This is a genomic window from Streptosporangium jomthongense, assembly GCF_042650425.1.
Classification (GTDB): domain Bacteria; phylum Actinomycetota; class Actinomycetes; order Streptosporangiales; family Streptosporangiaceae; genus Streptosporangium.
Genome location: NZ_JBHSBC010000032.1, coordinates 862,455 through 879,463, shown reverse-complemented (window position 1 = coordinate 879,463; position 17,009 = coordinate 862,455). Strand labels below are relative to the sequence as shown.

General features: G+C 71.4%; 18 protein-coding genes. 13 read left to right on the top strand and 5 right to left on the bottom strand.

Annotated elements, in window-relative coordinates; translation table 11 throughout:
* The first annotated feature begins 22 nt into the window (after window positions 1-22).
* Window positions 23-673, top strand: coding sequence for a response regulator transcription factor (locus ACFOYY_RS29525; protein WP_352015617.1), 651 nt, complete (start codon window positions 23-25; stop codon window positions 671-673).
* Between the two features lie 3 nt (window positions 674-676).
* Here the strand turns inward: ACFOYY_RS29525 and coaA are convergent, their stop codons facing one another.
* Window positions 677-1,579: a type I pantothenate kinase gene (coaA, locus tag ACFOYY_RS29520; RefSeq protein WP_386194092.1), complete on the bottom strand. Its 903-nt coding sequence runs from the start codon at window positions 1,577-1,579 to the stop codon at window positions 677-679.
* 155 nt (window positions 1,580-1,734) lie between these two features.
* On the opposite strand from coaA, the gene glmS reads away from it, so the two are divergent.
* On the top strand, window positions 1,735-3,579 hold the full coding sequence (glmS, locus tag ACFOYY_RS29515; RefSeq protein ID WP_386193987.1) for a glutamine--fructose-6-phosphate transaminase (isomerizing): 1,845 nt from the start codon (window positions 1,735-1,737) through the stop codon (window positions 3,577-3,579).
* Here the strand turns inward: glmS and ACFOYY_RS29510 are convergent.
* Window positions 3,566-4,345, bottom strand: a complete 780-nt coding sequence (locus ACFOYY_RS29510) for a hypothetical protein (protein WP_386193985.1) — start codon at window positions 4,343-4,345, stop codon at window positions 3,566-3,568. The genes glmS and ACFOYY_RS29510 overlap by 14 nt on opposite strands.
* Window positions 4,346-4,471: 126 nt before the next feature.
* Here ACFOYY_RS29510 and ACFOYY_RS29505 point away from each other — a divergent pair, with 126 nt between their 5' ends.
* From ACFOYY_RS29505 to tsaD, 10 genes are all read left to right on the top strand, one after another.
* The gene (locus tag ACFOYY_RS29505; RefSeq protein WP_352015570.1) at window positions 4,472-4,822 is read left to right on the top strand and encodes a holo-ACP synthase; all 351 of its coding nucleotides are present in this window, start codon (window positions 4,472-4,474) and stop codon (window positions 4,820-4,822) included.
* A gap of 49 nt (window positions 4,823-4,871) precedes the next feature.
* Window positions 4,872-6,380, top strand: coding sequence for an NAD(P)H-hydrate dehydratase (locus ACFOYY_RS29500; RefSeq protein WP_386193983.1), 1,509 nt, complete (start codon window positions 4,872-4,874; stop codon window positions 6,378-6,380).
* 146 nt (window positions 6,381-6,526) lie between these two features.
* The gene (alr, locus tag ACFOYY_RS29495) at window positions 6,527-7,648 is read left to right on the top strand and encodes an alanine racemase (RefSeq protein WP_352015568.1); all 1,122 of its coding nucleotides are present in this window, start codon (window positions 6,527-6,529) and stop codon (window positions 7,646-7,648) included.
* Between the two features lie 20 nt (window positions 7,649-7,668).
* Window positions 7,669-8,763 carry an alpha/beta fold hydrolase gene (locus ACFOYY_RS29490; protein ID WP_386193980.1) on the top strand — a complete coding sequence of 365 codons (1,095 nt, stop codon included), beginning with the start codon at window positions 7,669-7,671 and terminating at the stop codon, window positions 8,761-8,763.
* Window positions 8,760-9,212 carry a tRNA (adenosine(37)-N6)-threonylcarbamoyltransferase complex ATPase subunit type 1 TsaE gene (gene tsaE / locus ACFOYY_RS29485; RefSeq protein WP_352015566.1) on the top strand — a complete coding sequence of 151 codons (453 nt, stop codon included), beginning with the start codon at window positions 8,760-8,762 and terminating at the stop codon, window positions 9,210-9,212. Before ACFOYY_RS29490 ends, tsaE begins: the two co-directional genes overlap by 4 nt.
* Window positions 9,213-9,391: 179 nt before the next feature.
* Window positions 9,392-10,048 (top strand): hypothetical protein, encoded by a 657-nt coding sequence (locus ACFOYY_RS29480; RefSeq protein WP_362773171.1) that lies wholly within the window; start codon window positions 9,392-9,394, stop codon window positions 10,046-10,048.
* 9 nt (window positions 10,049-10,057) lie between these two features.
* Window positions 10,058-10,609, top strand: a complete 552-nt coding sequence (locus ACFOYY_RS29475; RefSeq protein WP_352015564.1) for a class F sortase — start codon at window positions 10,058-10,060, stop codon at window positions 10,607-10,609.
* Between the two features lie 98 nt (window positions 10,610-10,707).
* Entirely contained in the window at window positions 10,708-11,391 is a 684-nt protein-coding gene (tsaB, locus tag ACFOYY_RS29470) for a tRNA (adenosine(37)-N6)-threonylcarbamoyltransferase complex dimerization subunit type 1 TsaB (RefSeq protein WP_352015563.1), read from the top strand.
* Complete coding sequence (gene rimI, locus ACFOYY_RS29465; RefSeq protein ID WP_352015562.1) at window positions 11,388-11,840, top strand: ribosomal protein S18-alanine N-acetyltransferase; 453 nt, start codon at window positions 11,388-11,390, stop codon at window positions 11,838-11,840. Before tsaB ends, rimI begins: the two co-directional genes overlap by 4 nt.
* Window positions 11,833-12,864 (top strand): tRNA (adenosine(37)-N6)-threonylcarbamoyltransferase complex transferase subunit TsaD, encoded by a 1,032-nt coding sequence (gene tsaD, locus ACFOYY_RS29460; RefSeq protein WP_352015561.1) that lies wholly within the window; start codon window positions 11,833-11,835, stop codon window positions 12,862-12,864. The genes rimI and tsaD overlap by 8 nt, the downstream gene beginning before the upstream one ends.
* A 10-nt stretch (window positions 12,865-12,874) precedes the next feature.
* Here tsaD and ACFOYY_RS29455 read toward each other — a convergent pair whose 3' ends face one another.
* The gene (locus ACFOYY_RS29455; RefSeq protein ID WP_386193974.1) at window positions 12,875-13,933 is read right to left on the bottom strand and encodes an alkene reductase; all 1,059 of its coding nucleotides are present in this window, start codon (window positions 13,931-13,933) and stop codon (window positions 12,875-12,877) included.
* 129 nt (window positions 13,934-14,062) lie between these two features.
* Between ACFOYY_RS29455 and ACFOYY_RS29450 the strand changes: the two genes are divergently transcribed.
* Complete coding sequence (locus tag ACFOYY_RS29450; protein ID WP_352015559.1) at window positions 14,063-14,581, top strand: MarR family winged helix-turn-helix transcriptional regulator; 519 nt, start codon at window positions 14,063-14,065, stop codon at window positions 14,579-14,581.
* A gap of 5 nt (window positions 14,582-14,586) precedes the next feature.
* Here ACFOYY_RS29450 and ACFOYY_RS29445 read toward each other — a convergent pair whose 3' ends face one another.
* Together ACFOYY_RS29445 and ACFOYY_RS29440 are read right to left on the bottom strand one after the other, a co-directional pair.
* Window positions 14,587-15,969 (bottom strand): hypothetical protein, encoded by a 1,383-nt coding sequence (locus tag ACFOYY_RS29445; protein WP_362916302.1) that lies wholly within the window; start codon window positions 15,967-15,969, stop codon window positions 14,587-14,589.
* Between the two features lie 210 nt (window positions 15,970-16,179).
* Window positions 16,180-16,995: a THUMP-like domain-containing protein gene (locus tag ACFOYY_RS29440; protein WP_386193971.1), complete on the bottom strand. Its 816-nt coding sequence runs from the start codon at window positions 16,993-16,995 to the stop codon at window positions 16,180-16,182.
* Between the last annotated feature and the right edge of the window lie 14 nt (window positions 16,996-17,009).

Below are 17,009 nucleotides of genomic sequence, written 5' to 3'. Positions count from 1 at the left end.
CGGCTCTCTCAGAAGGGCGTCCATGACCATCCGGGTGCTGCTGGCCGACGACCAGCCGATGATCCGGGCCAGTCTGCGGATCATCCTTGAGGACCAGCCCGACATCACCGTGGTCGCCGAGGCGGGCGACGGCGTCGAGGCGATCGAGCGGGCCCGCAGGACGCGCCCTGACGTGTGCCTGGTGGACGTCCAGATGCCCCGCCTCGACGGGATCGAGGTGGCCCGCGCCCTGGCCGAGGCCCCGCCCAGGGTGGTCATGGTCACCACGTTCGACCTGGACGAGTACGTCCACGGCGCGTTGCGCTGCGGCGCGGCGGGGTTCGTGCTGAAGGACGCCGGTCCGTCCCTGCTGGTCGAGGCGGTGCGGGCCGCGTACGCCGGGGACGCGCTCATCTCACCGTCGATCACACTGCGGCTGCTGCGTCACCTCGCCACCCGGGGCGCCCGGATCACGACCGGGGCGTCCCCGGCGCACTCCCTGACCGCGCGGGAGGTCGAGGTCGTGCGGGCGATCGCCAGGGGGCGCACCAACCAGGAGATCGCCGACGAACTGTTCATCGCGCTGAGCACCGTCAAGGGACACGTGTCAGGCGTCCAGACCAAACTGGGCGTACGCAACCGGGTGGGGATCCTGGCCTGGGCCTGGGAGAACCACCTGACGGGCCAGGAGTGAGCCTCAGATGCGGCGTAGCCGTACGCGGCGGACGGAGTGGTTGGGGCCCTTGTAGAGGACCAGGCCCGCGCGGCCTCTGGTGGGGGCGATGTTCTCGACCAGGTTGCGTTCGTTGATGTCGCGCCAGATGTCCTTGGCGAAGGCGGTCGCCTCCTCCTCGGACAGCTCGGCCAGGTGCCTGAAGTAGGACTTGGGGTCCTCGAAGGCCGTACGGCGCAGCTTGTGGAAGCGGTCGACGTACCAGTCACGGATGTGCTCGACCTTGGCGTCCACGTAGATGGAGAAGTCGAAGTAGTCGTTGACGGCCAGCGCCGTCGGAGGAGCCGGTTGCAGGACGTTGAGACCCTCGACGATGAGGATGTCCGGCCTGCGCACGGTCTGCACCGCGCCGGGGACGATGTCGTACTCAAGGTGGCTGTAGACCGGGGCGCTGACCTCGGGCAGACCGGCCTTGACGTCGGCGACGAAGCGCACCAGGGCCCGCCGGTCGTAGCTCTCGGGGAAGCCCTTCCTGTGCATGATGTCCCGCTCGGTGAGCACCGTGTTCGGGTACAGGAAGCTGTCGGTGGTGACCAGGTCGACCCTGGGGTGCTCGGGCCAGCGGGCCAGCAGGGTGTGCAGCAGCCTGGCGGTGGTCGACTTGCCGACCGCGACACTGCCCGCGATGCCCAGGATGTACGGCGAGGGCCGCTGCCCGGCGCCGAGGAAGGTGCTGACTGCCGCGCCGCGTTGCCTGGCCCCGGTGAAGTGGAGGTTGAGCAGCCGGGTGAGCGGCAGGTAGATGTCGGTGACCTCGGCCAGGTCGATCGGGTCGTCGAGGCCGCGCAGCTCCGCGAGCTCCTCCTCGGTGAGCGTCAGCGGCGTGTTCTTGCGGAGCTCGCCCCACTGCTTGCGGCTCAGCTCCACATACGGCGTGCCGTCCAACCCGTTGGCCATAGCTCCGAAGCCTACTGATCGGTCAAAAGTGCCTTTCGGTGGGGACGGCTTTGCCCGATACCGGGCGGGAATCCCGAGCCTGCGGGCACGTTCTCCCTATCTCGTTCGGACGAAAGGGGGATCCCATGTGCGGAATCGTGGGGTACGTCGGCGGGCGGCGGGCCGTCGACGTGGTCGTCGAGGGGCTGGGGCGGTTGGAGTACCGGGGATACGACTCCTCGGGGATCGCCCTCGTCGGGACCGACGGGGAACTCACCGTCGAGAAGCGGGCGGGCAAGCTGGCCAACCTGCGCTCCAGCCTGGCGGGGTACCCGGTGCCGCCGGTGACGACCGGGATCGGGCACACCAGGTGGGCCACCCACGGCGCGCCGACCGATCGCAACGCCCACCCGCACACCGACTGCCACGAGCGGATCGCGGTCATCCACAACGGCATCGTCGAGAACTTCGCCGAGCTGCGGGCCGAGCTTGAGGACAACGGCCACAAGATCGACTCGGAGACCGACACCGAGGTGGTCGCGCACATGCTGGAGGAGTTCGCCGACCTGGGGCTGGCCGAGGCGATGCGCCGTACCTGCCGGCGTCTTGAGGGGGCCTTCACGCTGCTGGCCGTCTCGGTCGACGAGCCGGACACGGTGGTCGGCGCCCGCCGCAACTCACCGCTGGTCGTCGGGCGCGGTGAGGGGGAGAACTTCATCGGCTCCGACGTGGCGGCCTTCATCGCCCACACCCGGGAGGCGATCGAGCTCGGCCAGGACCAGGTGGTACGGCTGCGCGCCAACGAGATCACGGTCACCGACTTCGAGGGTCGTCCCGTCCCGACGCGGGACTACCACGTGAACTGGGACGCCTCGGCGGCGGAGAAGGGCGGCTACGACCACTTCATGCTGAAGGAGATCGCCGAGCAGCCCCGGGCGGTCGCGAACACGCTGCTGGGCAGGATCGATGTGGACGGGCTGCTGACGCTGGACGAGGTACGGCTGTCCGCCGAGGAACTGCGGGAGATCAACAAGATCATCGTGATCGCGTGCGGCACCTCCTACCACGCCGGACTTATCGCGAAATATGCCATCGAACACTGGGCGGGCATCCCGTGCGAGGTCGAGCTGGCCAGCGAGTTCAGATACCGCGACCCGATCCTCACCCGCGACACGCTGATCATCGTGATCAGCCAGTCCGGGGAGACGATGGACAGCCTGATGGCCGTACGGCACGCCCGCGAACAGCACTCCCGGGTGCTGGCCATCTGCAACGTGAACGGGTCCACGATCCCGCGTGAGGCGGACGCCGTCCTCTACACCCACGCGGGCCCGGAGATCGCCGTCGCCTCGACCAAGGCCTTTCTCACCCAGCTCGTGGCCTGCTACCTGGTCGCGCTCTACCTCGCCCAGGTCAGGGGGACCAAGTTCGGCGACGAGATCTCCCAGATCGTCGCGAGGCTGTGGGAGATGCCCGCGCGGGTCGAGGAGGTGCTCTCCACGATGGAGCCGGTCAGGGAGCTGGCCCGTTCCCTGGCCGACGAGCGCTGCGTGCTCTTCCTGGGCCGTCACGTCGGCTTCCCCGTCGCCCTTGAGGGGGCGCTGAAGCTCAAGGAACTCGCCTACATGCACGCCGAGGGCTTCGCGGCCGGAGAGCTCAAGCACGGGCCGATCGCGCTGATCGAGCGGGGGCTGCCCGTCGTGGTCGTGGTGCCCTCGCCGTCCGGTCAGCGGGTGACCCACGAGAAGATCGTCTCCAACATCCAGGAGATCAGGGCCAGGGGGGCCAAGACCATCGTCGTCGCCGAGGAGGGCGACACCTCGGTCGAGCCGTACGCCGACACGCTGATCCGTGTCCCGGCGGTGCCGACCCTGCTGCAGCCGCTGGTGGCCACCGTGCCGTTGCAGGTCTTCGCCTGCGAGCTGGCCACGGCCAAGGGTCATGACGTGGACCAGCCCCGCAACCTGGCCAAGTCCGTCACGGTCGAGTAGCCGGGGGCCCCACGGTGATCGCCCACTGCCGGGTGCCCGTGAGGAAGGCGCCGACCACCAGGGGCAGGCCCACGACGCCCACCGGCAGGTCGCCCCAGGCGGTCATGGGGACGTCGACCAGGCCCCAGGCGTAGGCGAAGACCGCGTTGCCCGTGGCCAGCGTGTGGGCCGACCGGGACCGGGTGGCGAGCACGGCCGCGACCACGTCGGCCGGGGCCGCCGGGATCGGGCGCAGCCGCAGGGAGCGGACCAGGAGCAGCGTTCCACCCGTGACGGCGGCGCCGACCCCCGTCCAGGGCAGGGCGGGGGAGGGGGTTCCCGTGAGGGCGACGCCGATCCCGATCAGCAGGCTCGCCGCGCTCAGTGCGGCGCCGCCGTACAGGAACGCGCGGGCCTGGGGGGACAGCAGCCGGGGCGGGGCGGTGACGGCCGCGACCGGCCCCGGAGCCCGTCTGGAGCCGATCGCCAGCTCGGCCCCGAGCACCCCGAGGAACCAGCCGCTGAACGGGTCGATCGACATCCCGAACGGCAGCCCGAGGTCGGTGAAGGGGATCAGGGGCATCGTGAGGAAGAGCCCCGCGACCAGCCCCGGGGCCCGCCACACGCGGGTGGTCCGCAGGTAGTGCCGGACGACCGGTTCGGCGCCGGGGGTGATCGCCAGCGCGTGGCGCCTGGCGAACGCCGTGATCCGCTGCGGATGGACCGGACCCGACCAGTAACGGGCCGCGAAGGCCATCAGGACGGCCACGACGGCCAGCGAGAGCATGTGATCACCTTAGAAGCGGAGACCGACATATCTGGCCATGGAGGATGTGTCCACAACCTGTGGATAACATCCATGGATTGCCGGGGCGGGAAAGTGGGTACCGGGGACAGACCCTAGCCTGGAACCGTGATCGTAGGCATCGGGGTCGACGTCGTGGACGTCGCGCGGTTCGCGGCGTCGCTCGAAAGGACGCCCTCCCTGCGGGCCAGGTTGTTCACCGAGGCCGAGCGCGGGCTGGCCGTACGGTCCCTGGCGGCGCGGTTCGCGGCCAAGGAGGCCGTCGCCAAGGCCCTCGGCGCCCCTCCGGGGCTGAGCCACCTCGACGCCGAGGTGCTCTCCGGCGCGTACGGCAGGCCGGAGCTGCGCGTCCACGGCGCGGTCGCCGAGGTCGCCGTGGCCCTGGGCGTCGTCCGGTGGCACGTGTCGCTGACGCACGACGGGGGTGTGGCCGTCGCCTACGTGATCGCCGAGGGCTGACCGTACGGCCTCACGGTGTGGCGTGGGCCGGACGGGATACCGTCGGATCATGCTCAGCGCTCACACCTCCGATCAGGTCAGGACGGCCGAGGCGGCCCTGATGGCGAAGCTGCCCCACGGCACGCTCATGGACCGGGCCGCGACCGGCCTCGCGGTGACCTGCGCGGCGCTGCTCGGCGGCGTGTACGGCTCGCGGGTCGTGCTGCTGGTCGGCTCGGGGGACAACGGGGGCGACGCCCTGTTCGCCGGGGCCCGCCTGGCGGCCAGGGGCGCCAGGGTCGAAGCGGTCCTGGCCGGGATCCGGGTCCACGAGGCCGGCCTGGCGGCCCTGCGCCGCGCCGGGGGACGCGTCCTCGACATCAGGGCGGCCCAGGACGGGTGGCGTGAGCGGGCGCGCGCGCTGCTCGGGGCGGCCGACCTGGTCATGGACGGCCTGCTCGGCATCGGCGGAACGGGGGCGCCGCGTGAGCCGTACTCGACGCTGGCCGGGCTGACCCGGGAGGCCTCGGGGCGGGCGGCGGGTGACGGGCCCCTGGTCGTCGCCGTGGACGTGCCGAGCGGGGTCGACGCCACCACGGGGCGGGTCGAGGGGGAGGCGGTCGAGGCGGACGTCACGGTCACCTTCGGCACCTACAAGCCCGGGCTGCTCGTCAGCCCGGGGGCGCGTCACGCGGGACGGGTGGAGTTCGTCGACATCGGGCTCGGGCCGTACACACCGGAGCCCGAGGTGACCGCGCTGACCGGTGCCGACGTGGCCGCGCTGCTGCCCAGGCCGGACGCCACGTCCGACAAGTACCGCAGGGGGGTGGTCGGCGTCGCGGCGGGGAGCCACGGCTACACCGGGGCCGCGGTGCTGGCCGTCGGCGGGGCCGTCAGGTCGGGAGCGGGCATGGTCCGCTACGCCGGGGTCGCCGAGCCGGTGGCGCAGGTGCGCGCCCGCTGGCCGGAGGCGGTGATCACAGAGCTGAAGCCGGGGCAGGGGATCGGCGAGGTCGGCCGGGTGCAGGCGTGGGTGCTCGGTCCCGGCCTCGGGACGGGACCGGAGTCGCTGGAGGTCGTCCGCGCCGTGCTGGCGAGCGAGGTGCCCGTGCTCGTCGACGCCGACGCGCTGACGCTGGTCGCCCAGGACAGGTCGCTGCTGCGCCGTACGGCCCCGGTGCTGGTCACCCCGCACGCGGGGGAGCTGTCGCGGCTGCTCGGCGTGCCCAGGGAGCGGATCGAGGCCGACCCCCTGGACCACGTACGGCGGGCGGTGGCGGAGCTGGGCGTGACCGTGCTGCTCAAGGGCTCGACCACGCTCGTGGCGCGGGACGGCCTGCCGGTCAGGGTGAACCTCACCGGCAGCCCGTGGCTGGCGACCGCGGGCACCGGGGACGTGCTCGCCGGGATCGCGGGGACGCTGCTGGCCGCCGGACTCGACCCCTACGACGCGGCCTCGTGCGCCGCCCATCTGCACGGCCTGGCGGGCGCGGACGGCCCCCTGTCGGCCTGGGACGTTCTTGAGGCCGTCCAGGGCGTGCTGCGGTCTCTCCTCGAACCCGGTTTCCGGTCGAGATAGGCGGGAGTTTCGGACAGGGTCGGGAGGGCAGGTGAACACCTCGTCCCGGCCCCCTGCCGGGGCGATGATGCGTCGCCGGAAACGTCCCAAAAGAGGTGCCTTTGGCATAGGTTAGACCGCTGACCTGGGAGACTGGGGGAATGAGCATGCCGATGACCCCTGCCGAGGCGAGGGTGAACCTCTCCGCCATCAGGGAAAACGTGGCCTTGCTGAGGGAGCGCTCTCAGGGTGCGGAGACCATGGCCGTGGTCAAGTCCGACGGTTACGGCCACGGCCTCGCCGCCTCCGCCAGGGCCAGTCTCGCGGGGGGCGCGACCCGCCTCGGCACCGCCTACATCCGTGAGGCGCTGGCACTGCGGGCCGAGGGGATCACGGCGCCGGTCATGGCGTGGATCATCCCGCCGGGCGAGCCCCTTGAGGAGGCGATCGTCCAGGGGATCGACCTGTCGGCGGGCGCCGTGTGGCTGGTGGACGCCATCGCCGAGGCCGCGGGCCGTACGGGCAGGACGGCCAGGGTGCACCTGAAGGTGGACACCGGCATCCGCAGGGGCGGCGCGTCCGGCGCCGAGTGGCCGACGCTCGTGGAGCGTGCCATGAAACGACAGGTCGAGGGCACCGTCGAGGTCGTCGGACTCTGGTCGCACCTCGCCTGCGCCGACATGCCCGGCCATCCGTCCATCGACATCCAGCTTGACGCCTTCGACGACGCCGTGGCGGTCGCGAAGCGGGCGGGCATCGGCGGCTCGCACGTGATCCGGCACCTGGCCAACTCCGCGGCGGTGCTGACCCTGCCCAGGGCGCGTTACGACATGGTCCGCCCCGGCCTGGCGGTCTTCGGGCTGAGCCCCATCCCCGAGATGGGCGACTTCGGGCTGCGGCCCGCGATGACCCTGGTCGCGCGGATCGCGATGGCCAAGCGGGTGCCCGCGGGCGCCGGGGTCTCCTACGGCCACACCTACCTCACCGGGCGCGAGACCACGCTCGGCCTGGTCCCCCTCGGCTACGCCGACGGCATCATGCGGCACGCCGGCAACCTCGCGGAGGTGTTCGCGGGCGGCAGGCGGCACCGGGTCGCCGGGCGGGTCTGCATGGACCAGTTCGTCATCGACGTCGGGGACGACCCGCTGACCGAGGGCGACGAGGTCATCGTCTTCGGTGACGGGTCGCTGGGCGAGCCGACCCTGCAGGAGTGGGCGGATTCCCTTGGCACGATCACACATGAGATCGTGACCAGGATCGGATCGCGGGTTCCGCGCGTTTACCACTGAAAGGCACGGCTGGGGGTCGTATGAGCAACACCGCACGGCGCAGGGTCGGCATCGCGGGAGCCGTCGTCGGCGCCGCGTCCGCCGGGGTGGCCGCCGCGGCCCTCGCCAAGCGGTACGCGGTCGGGCGCATCAGGCTCCGCCCCGACCTGGAGATGAGCGAGCCCCTCGGCGAGCTGCGCGGTGAGCCGGTCAGGGTCACCACCTCCGACGGCGTCGGCCTCTACGCCGAGGTGGACGGCGTCGAGGACTCCCCGCTCACCGTGGTGCTCTGCCACGGCTACACGCTCAACCTGGACTCCTGGCACTACCAGCGGCGTGACCTGCGCGACTCCCACCGTCTGGTCCTGTGGGACCAGCGCGCGCACGGGCGCTCGCCGCACGCGGGCGCCGAGGGGTGCACGATCGACCGGCTCGGCGACGACCTGGCCGAGGTGATCGAGGAGCTGGTGCCCGGCCCGTGTGTCCTGGTCGGCCACTCCATGGGCGGGATGACCGTCATGGCGCTCGCCGAACGCCACCCCGACCTGTTCGGCGACAAGGTCAGGGGCGTCGCGCTGATCTCCACCTCGGCGGGCAAGCTGGCCGAGATCTCCCTGGGGCTTCCGGCGCTGCTGTCGAGGGCGGTGCACAGGGTCACCCCCGGCACGGTCGCCCTGCTCGGCAGGGGCGGCGCGCTGGTCGACAAGGGGCGGCAGGCGGGCAACGACGTGGCCTTCCTGCTGCTGCGTCACCTGGGCTTCGGCGACCCGAAGAACGTCAGCCCGACGGTGGTCGACTTCGCCGAGTCGATGATCCGCTCGACGCCGTTCGAGGTGATCGCCGACTTCTACCCCGCGCTGATGTCGCACGACAAACTGGGCGCGCTCGGCGTCCTGGACGACGTGCCGACCTCCATCATCGTGGGGGACAAGGACTGGCTGACGCCGATCGAGCACAGCAGGGCCATCGCCGCCGCGCTGCCACGGGCCCAGCTCACCGAGGTTTCCGGAACCTCGCACCTGATCCAGCTCGAACGGCCTACCGTCGTCAACGACGCGCTGCGCGACCTGCTCAAGCGGGCGGCGGCCGAACCAGGGGGCACGGAGCCCGCGGACACAGAGGAGACGAACCGGTGAGAGTCGTGGCGACCGCGGAGGAGATGCGCGAGCTGGGCGTCGAACTGGCCGGGCTGTTGCGCGCGGGAGACCTCGCGGTGCTGTCCGGGCCGCTGGGCGCGGGCAAGACGACCCTGGTCCAGGGGATCGCGGAGGGGTTGAAGGTGCGCGGGCCGATCACCTCCCCGACCTTCGTCATCGCCAGGGTCCACCCCTCGCTGTCCGGCGGCCCCGCGCTGGTGCACGCCGACGCCTACCGTCTCGGCGGGAACCTGGAGGTCGACGACCTCGACCTGGACGCCTCCCTCGAAGACTCGGTGACGGTCGTCGAGTGGGGTGAGGGCCTGGTCGAGGGACTGACCGAGGACCGCCTTGAGATCAGCGTCGAGCGCGCCGAGGCCGCGGGCGAGACCGAGGAACGGACCGTACGGCTGCGCGGCGTCGGCGCCCGCTGGGAGGGCGTTGTCTGATTCACCCCCGTAGGCCCGGGAATCCTGGCACTCTGGCATCACATCCCACTTGGGATAGATGATCGGGACCGAAGATCGACCATGCGGTTATGTCCATGTTTAATGGGGATCAGGCGGGAAGTTAAGCCGAGCCAGGGTCGTCGGCCGGACTGCGAAGTGGAGTGCGACGGGTGCCAAGGGTGAAGCGTGTCGCGGTTCTGGGGGCTGCCGCCCTCTTCGGAGTGGCCGGATGCTCGGCCCAGCCCACCACGGAGGGCACGAACGGGAACACCTCACCCGTGGCGGATCGGACCACGATCAGCAGGCAGGACATCGAGGTCCAGCTCCAGCCCGCCCGCGCCAAGGCCGGGCAGAAGGTGTGGGTGCTGGCCAACTGCCCCATCCCCGAGGGCGGCCCGGAACACCGGGGAACCGCCTCCGCCGAGGTCTTCAGCGCCGCGATCACCCTTGAGCCGATCCTGGCGACTCCGAGCCCCTCCGCCTCCGCGACCGGCACGCCCGCCGCGCGCCCCTGGGTCCGCGGCCAGGCCACCGTCGCCGACGGCGCCAAGACGGGTGTCTACGACGTCAACACCCGGTGCGAGGGCACCAACGACACCGGCAAGGCGAGCCTGAGGATCGTCTCCGACGGAGAGTCGAGCTCGAAGCCGACCTCGCGCCCGAAGCCGACCCGCACGATCATCTCGACCCACGGCCCGGCGACCGGCGGCGGAGGCACCGCCGCGGGCGGTCCGAACGACGGCTCGGGCATGCCGCTCGGCACGACCGGGGCCCTGCTCGCCGTCGCCCTGGCCGGCGGAGCGGGCTACCTCGTCGTACGGCGTCGCCGCTCGTAGCGGTAACCGATGGCCTCCTCCCGCTGGACCCGGATCGTCGTCGCCGGGCTCGTCACCGGTTTCGTCATGGTCGCGATCAACAGGGGCGACCGGGACGAGACCCCCGCCCGCGCCGCGGTCGTGCCCAAGCGCCTCGACATCCCCTCGCTGGGCATCGAGGCGCCCCTGATGAAACTCGGCGTCACGGACGGCCAGATCGACCTGCCGCCGTTCGACAGGCCGGACGAGGCCGGATGGCTCAAGGAGAGCGCCGTCCCCGGCGACCCCGGTTCGGCGGTGATCCTCGGGCATGTCGACACCAAGACCGACCCGGCCGTCTTCTACAAGCTCAAGCAGATGCGGGCCGGGCAGGCGATCAAGGTCGTGCGCAGCGACGGCAAGGTCGCCCAGTACCGTGTGGACTCCATCGAGCAGACCAGCAAGGACCGTTTCCCCGCGGACAAGGTCTATCTGGAGGACGGCCTGAGGCTCATCACCTGCGGCGGCACCTTCGACTGGGACAAGCACGAGTACCGCGACAACGTCATCGTCTACGCCACCCTCGTCAAGGCGAAGACCTGATCCGGGACGGAGCGGCCGGCCAGGTCGGCGCGCGGATCGACGCGCGCTCGTCGAAGCGAGGACCTGACCTGATCCGAGACGGACTAGGCTAACTGTTCGTGCTGGTCCTGGCCTTTGATACCGCGACCCCCGCCGTCACCGCAGCGCTGCACGACGGCGAGAGGGTCCTGGCCGAGTCGACGACGGTTGACGCCCGTCGGCACGGCGAGCTGCTCGTTCCCACGATCGAGACGGTCCTGCGGGAGGCCGGTGTCGTCCTCGCCGACGTCACGGCCGTCGTCGCGGGCTCCGGCCCCGGTCCCTACACCGGGCTGCGGGTCGGCCTGGTCACCGCCCAGGCCCTGGCGACCTCGCTGGGCGTGCCCGCCTACGGCCTGTGCACGCTCGACGCCGTGGCCTACGGCAGCGGGCTCGAAGAGCCCTTCCTCGTGGCCACGGACGCCCGCCGCAAGGAGGTCTTCTGGGGTCACTACGAGGACCGGCGGACCCGTCTGTCCGGCCCCGCCGTGGACAAACCCCAGGACCTGCCCGCGGACCTGCCGCTCGTCGGCGCGGGCGCGCGGATGTACGCCGAGGTCGTCGGCGCCTCCCGGCTGCTCGACGCGCCCGAGTACCCCTTCGCCGGGGCGATGGCGGCGCTGGCCGCCGAACAGCTCGGCCGGCCCGACGTCGCGGAGGTCGTGGAGAGCGGCACGCACCCCGTGCTGAGCCTGCCCAGGCCGATCTACCTGCGCCGTCCCGACGCCCAGGTGCCCGCGCCGCCGAAGAGGGTCTCCGCGTGAGCGTGGTCCTGCGCCCGATGACCCACGACGACCTGCCCGAGGTGATGAAGGTCGAGCGGGAGACCTTCCCACTGGACGCCTGGAGCGAGGGCATGCTCCGCGGCGAGCTGGACGACCAGCCCAGGACCAGGCACTACGTGGTCGCCGTCGTCGGCGAGGAGATCGTCGGCTACGCCGGGCTCTACGCGGCGGGGGACCAGGCGGACGTGCAGACCATCGCCGTCTCCGAGGGCCACCGCCGGGCCGGGATCGGCGGGGCCATGCTGACCGAGCTGCTCACCGAGGCCGTACGGCGTGGCGCCACGTCGGTCTTCCTTGAGGTGCGCGCGGACAACTCCGGCGCCCAGGCCGTCTACGAGAGGTTCGGATTCGAGCGGATCGGCCTGCGCCGCCGCTACTACGAGGACGGCACCGACGCGATCATGATGAAGAAGGACCTCAATGCGTGACGAACCCCTGGTGCTGGGCATCGAGACCTCCTGCGACGAGACCGGGATCGGCATCGTCAGGGGGCACACCCTGCTGGCCAACACGATCGCCTCAAGCGTCGAGCAGCACGCCCGGTTCGGCGGCGTCGTGCCCGAGGTCGCCTCACGGGCCCACCTTGAGGCGATGACCCCGACCATCGAGCGCGCCCTCGACCAGGCGGGTCTGCGTCTGACCGACATCGACGCGATCGCGGTGACCGCGGGCCCGGGCCTGGCGGGCGCCCTGCTCGTCGGCGTCGCCGCCGCCAAGGCCTACTCGCTCGGACTTGGCGTGCCCCTGTACGGCGTGAACCACCTGGCCGCCCACGTGGCGGTCGACCAGCTCGAACACGGCGCCCTGCCCAAGCCCTGCATCGCGATGCTGGTCTCCGGCGGTCACTCCTCGCTGCTGCTGGTGCCCGACGTCGCCAAGGAGGTCATCCCGCTGGGCTCGACCGTCGACGACGCCGCCGGAGAGGCCTTCGACAAGGTGGCCCGGGTGCTCGGCCTGCCCTTCCCCGGAGGTCCCCACATCGACCGGGTGGCGGGCGGCGGCTCGGGTACGGCCATCGCCTTCCCCAGGGGCAAGCACGACGACGGGACACTCGACTTCTCCTTCTCCGGGCTGAAGACCGCCGTCGCCCGCTGGGTCGAGGCCAGGGAGCGCGCCGGTGAGACGATCCACGTGCCGGACGTGGCCGCCTCCTTCCAGGAGGCCGTGGTCGACGTGCTGACCCACAAGGCCCTGCTGGCCTGCCGGGAGCACGGCGTGCGCGACCTGCTGATCGGCGGTGGCGTGGCCGCCAACTCCCGGCTGCGGGCCCTGGCCCAGGAGCGCTGCGACGCCGCGGGTGTACGGCTGCGCGTCCCCCGGCCCGGCCTGTGCACCGACAACGGGGCGATGGTGGCCACGCTCGGCTCCGACCTGGTCGCGGCCGGGATCTCCCCCTCCCCGCTGGACATCCCCGCCGACTCCTCGCTGCCGATCACCACGGTCCACGTGTGACGGAGGGCCGTCAGGCCGGGTGCAGGGCGAGCGCCGGGTAGTCGGTGTAGCCGGTGTGGTCGCCGCCGAAGGCCTTGGAGAGGTCGGGCTCGTTCAGCGGAGCGCCGAGGCGCAGGCGCACCGGCAGGTCGGGGTTGGCCAGGAACGACTTGCCCAGGGAGACCAGGTCGGCGCCCTGGGCGAGCCAGTGGGCGACGGAGTCGGAGGGGTCGTTCCTCGCGGGGTCGTTGACGATGAGCGCGTTCGGCCACAGCGCGCGGACCCGCCCGTCGAACTCCGCCGAACCGCCCGCCAGGTGGTGCAGGTAGACCAGGTCGAGGTGGGCCAGCTCGGCCAGCAGCGCCGGGTAGACCTCGTTCGCGTCCTCCTCGGCCAGGTCGTGGATGCCGGTGGCGGGGGAGATCCTGATGCCGACCCGGTGCGCGCCGATCGCGTCCGTGACGGCCCGCGCGGTCTCGACGGCGAAGCGGATGCGCTTCTCGACGGAGCCGCCGAAGCGGTCCTGACGCAGGTTGGCGTTCTGCGACAGGAACTGGTGGATGAGGTAGCCGTTCGCCCCGTGCAGCTCGACCCCGTCGAACCCGGCGTCGATCGCGCGACGGGCGGCGTCGGCGAAGTCGCCGACGGTCGCCTCGACCTCCTCGGTGGTCAGTTCGACGGGGATCGGCGTGTCCTGCGGGCCGTTCGGGGTGAAGATCTGGCCGCTCGACCGTACGGCCGACGGGGCGACGGGGATCGCACCGGTGTTGTCCGGGTGGCCGACCCGGCCCGCGTGCATGAGCTGCGCGAAGATCCGGCCACCCGCCGCGTGGACGGCGTCGGTCACCTCACGCCATCCGGCGACCTGGTGGTCGGTGTGCAGACCCGGCGTGTCCATGTATCCCTTGCCCGCCGCGCTCGGCTGCACCCCCTCGGAGACGATCAGACCGGCCGAGGCGCGCTGCGCGTAGTACAGGGCGGTCAGCGTGGAGGGGATGCCGTCCACGTAGGCACGTGAACGGGTCATAGGGGCCATGACCAGGCGGTTTGGCAGTTCCAGGGCACCGAGCCTGAACGGGGAGAACGGCATGGCTGATCCCTTCGGGATTCTAATATGGTCGGCTAACTTGGGCAACCAACTTGGTCGGCCAAGAGTTAGTTCTACAACTTGGGCGACCAACTTGCAAGGGAGTAGGCTGGAGTCGAACAGGAGGACGAGATGACGCTTCCACGGCTTGACGAGGAACCGGCGGGGGTCGAAGCCTGGGAGGAAAGCCCTGACAGCCTGAACTGCCTGATGATCCAGGCCGCCCGAGGGCACCGCACGCTCATGGCCGGTCTCCTGGCCGAACTCGACCTCTACCCGGGCCAGGAACGCACCCTGACCCTGCTCTGGGAGTACGGCCCGCAGCCGCAGAACGTGCTCGCCAGGCTCATCGGCATCGACATGTCCACGATGACCAAGACCCTCCAGCGCCTCGAACGCAGCGGCTTCGTCAGCCGCGCGCCCAGTCCCGCCAACCGCCGCGTCAGCATCGTCAGCAGCACTCCGAAGGGCGACGCCCTGCGTCCCGAGGTCGAACGCGTCCTGGCGGAGGTCCACCGCCGGATGACCGGCGGCCTGAGCCCGGAGCAGGCGGGGGAGCTGACCCTGCTGCTGAAGGTGGTCAGGAACAACCTGTGCGGTGAGGAGGCGTGCGACACCTCCCCCTGCCTACCGGGCGACACCATGTGCTGAAAGCGTCAGTCCCCGTTGCCGTGGGGCCGGCACAGCAGGGCCTCGGCGAGGACCAGCACGGTCTCCTCAAGCGCGCCGAGCCTGTCGGCCGGGCCTGCGCCGGCGGGCTCGACGGCCCGGGTCAGCGCCTCGGTGAGCCGCTCGCGGCCCGGCTGGGCGCGCAGCGTGTCGCCCAGGGGGGCGAGAGCCGCGCGGGCCTGGGCGACGCGCTCCTCGAACGGGTCAAGGCGCCGCTGCTCCCGGGTCTGCAGCAGGCCCTTCAGCCGCTTCCCGGCCCCGGTGACGTGCGCCTGCACGTCCTCCGGCCGCCCGGTGTGGCCGTCGAGCGTCCGCAGCCGGGCGTCGACGGCCTCGATCCTGTTGAGGGTCCGCCCCTCGACGTCGTCCAGACGCTCGTCGAGGGCGTCGAACCGCGCCTCGTGACGGGCGGCGATCTCACCGAGCCGCTCGTTCGTCTCCGTCATCCGCCGCTCAAGCGCGGCCAGCCGCCTGTCCAGGTCGCTCAGACAGTCTCCGACGTCCTCGGTCAGGCCGTCGAGCCTGACCATGATCATGTCGATCTTGCCGCTCACCTGCTCGACGGCGTCCGACAGACGGCGGGTCGCCTCGGCGACGACCCCCTGGAAGCCCGCCGACAGCTCGGGCAGGCCCTTCTCAAGGGACCCCGTACGCCGGACCAGCTCACCCAGCCCCTTGTCCAGCCGGGTGAACCGGCCCGCGGCCGCGTCCATGCCCGTCTGGAGACGGCCGAGCCGCTCGGTGGTCTCGCCGTTGTCCTGGGTCTTGCCGGTGAGCACCCGGAGCCGGGTGAGCGCCTCGTCGGTCTTCTCGCTCACGGCGCTGAGATCGGCCCACAGGCGCGGCAGCCCGTCCAGGGGGACGATCTGCGCGCCGACCGACTTGACCTCCCGGGTCAGGAAGCCGACCCGTGCGCCGACCGAGTCCACGTGGTCGCGGACCGCCTCGACGTGCTGGGCGAGCCCCTGGACCCAGGCGGGCGGGCGGGTCAGGGCCTTGTCGAGGCGGCCGGTCACGGACTCGAGCGTGCCGTTCAGCCCGCTCTCCCGATCCCTGGCCTCCCGCAGCAGCCACTCCACGCCGTCGAGGCGCTGACGGATCTCGTCGAGCCCGGTGCCCTGGGGGCGCTGGTCGTACACGGGCGCGGGGGAGAGCTTCTCGTACACGGGCGGCTGGGGGCACTGGTCGTAAATGGGCGCGGGGGGGAGCTGCTCGTAGACGGAGCTCTGCGGGCGCTGCTCGTACGCGGGCCCCTGCGGGAGCTGCTCGCGCACGGGGTCCTGGGCGGCGTGCGCCAGCAGTTCGCGCATCCGGTCGAAGATCGGGCTCTGCTCGTCCGCGTGGAACAGGGTGTGGCCGGAACGATCCACGGAAAACCCCTTTCCCCACCGACGGTCGGCCACGCGGCGGGTTTTAATGTTTCTTTAAGGACTTTGTTTTTAATTTACCGAGGAATGTAGGCCGAGTTTTCCCCGGAAATCCATGCGTGAGTAACCCTAGCCCCTGGGACATGTGTCCTCCGTGTCAAATTTAAAAAAGACAGATCGCCGGTTAATTGCTTGATGTACCGTTTTGCCAGTTCAGGAAGGGGTGCATATCAGGGCGAAAGGCCTTTCCTCGATCCTGGTGAGAATAACGACCGCGGATTCGCCCCCGGTCAGGCGAAGGTCCTTTCTGAGGCGATCGACGTCGACCGCGGAGCCCCTCTTTTTGATCGTCACGTTTCCCACTCCACGCTCACGCAGCGCCGCCCTCAGCCGTTTGAGTGAGAACGGCAGAGTCTCGTGGACCTCGTACCGCGCCGCCCACGGCGTCCGCTCCGTCCCGTTCCCCGTGATGTAGGCGATGCGCGGGTCGAGCAGGTGCCCGCCGACCGAGTCGGCGACCTCCGCCACGAGGTGGGCCCTGATCGCCGCCCCGTCGGGCTCGTGGACGTAGCGCCCGACCGGGCCGTGCCCGGCCGTACCGAGCTTGGGGTCGGGGGTCAGCGTCGCGCCGGACGGCAGCATCGTGGCCCTGCGCTCGACCTCGCCTGCCAGGGCGCCGCACCAGATCGCGGCCTCCTTGACCTCGCCCCGGTGGGAGACCCACTCGGCCTCCGCCCCCGGCGGGATGAACGCGTAGTCGATCCCCGGGGCGACCTTCAGGCACGCGGCCCTCGCCTGGCGCGCCATCTCCAGCACCTGGGGCCACGGTGGTGAGTAGGCCATCGGATCGAAGGTCCTGCCCCGGGCCGTACGGCGGGCGGGGTCGGCGAACAGGACGTCGAAGCCGGACGGGTCGACCGTGGCGGCGTCGGCCGCACGGACCGTGACCCGGTCGCCGAACCCCAGCGCGTCGGCGTTGGCCTGGGCGACCGCGGCGGTGAGCGGGTCGGCGTCGACCGCCTCGACCACGCATCCGGCCCTGG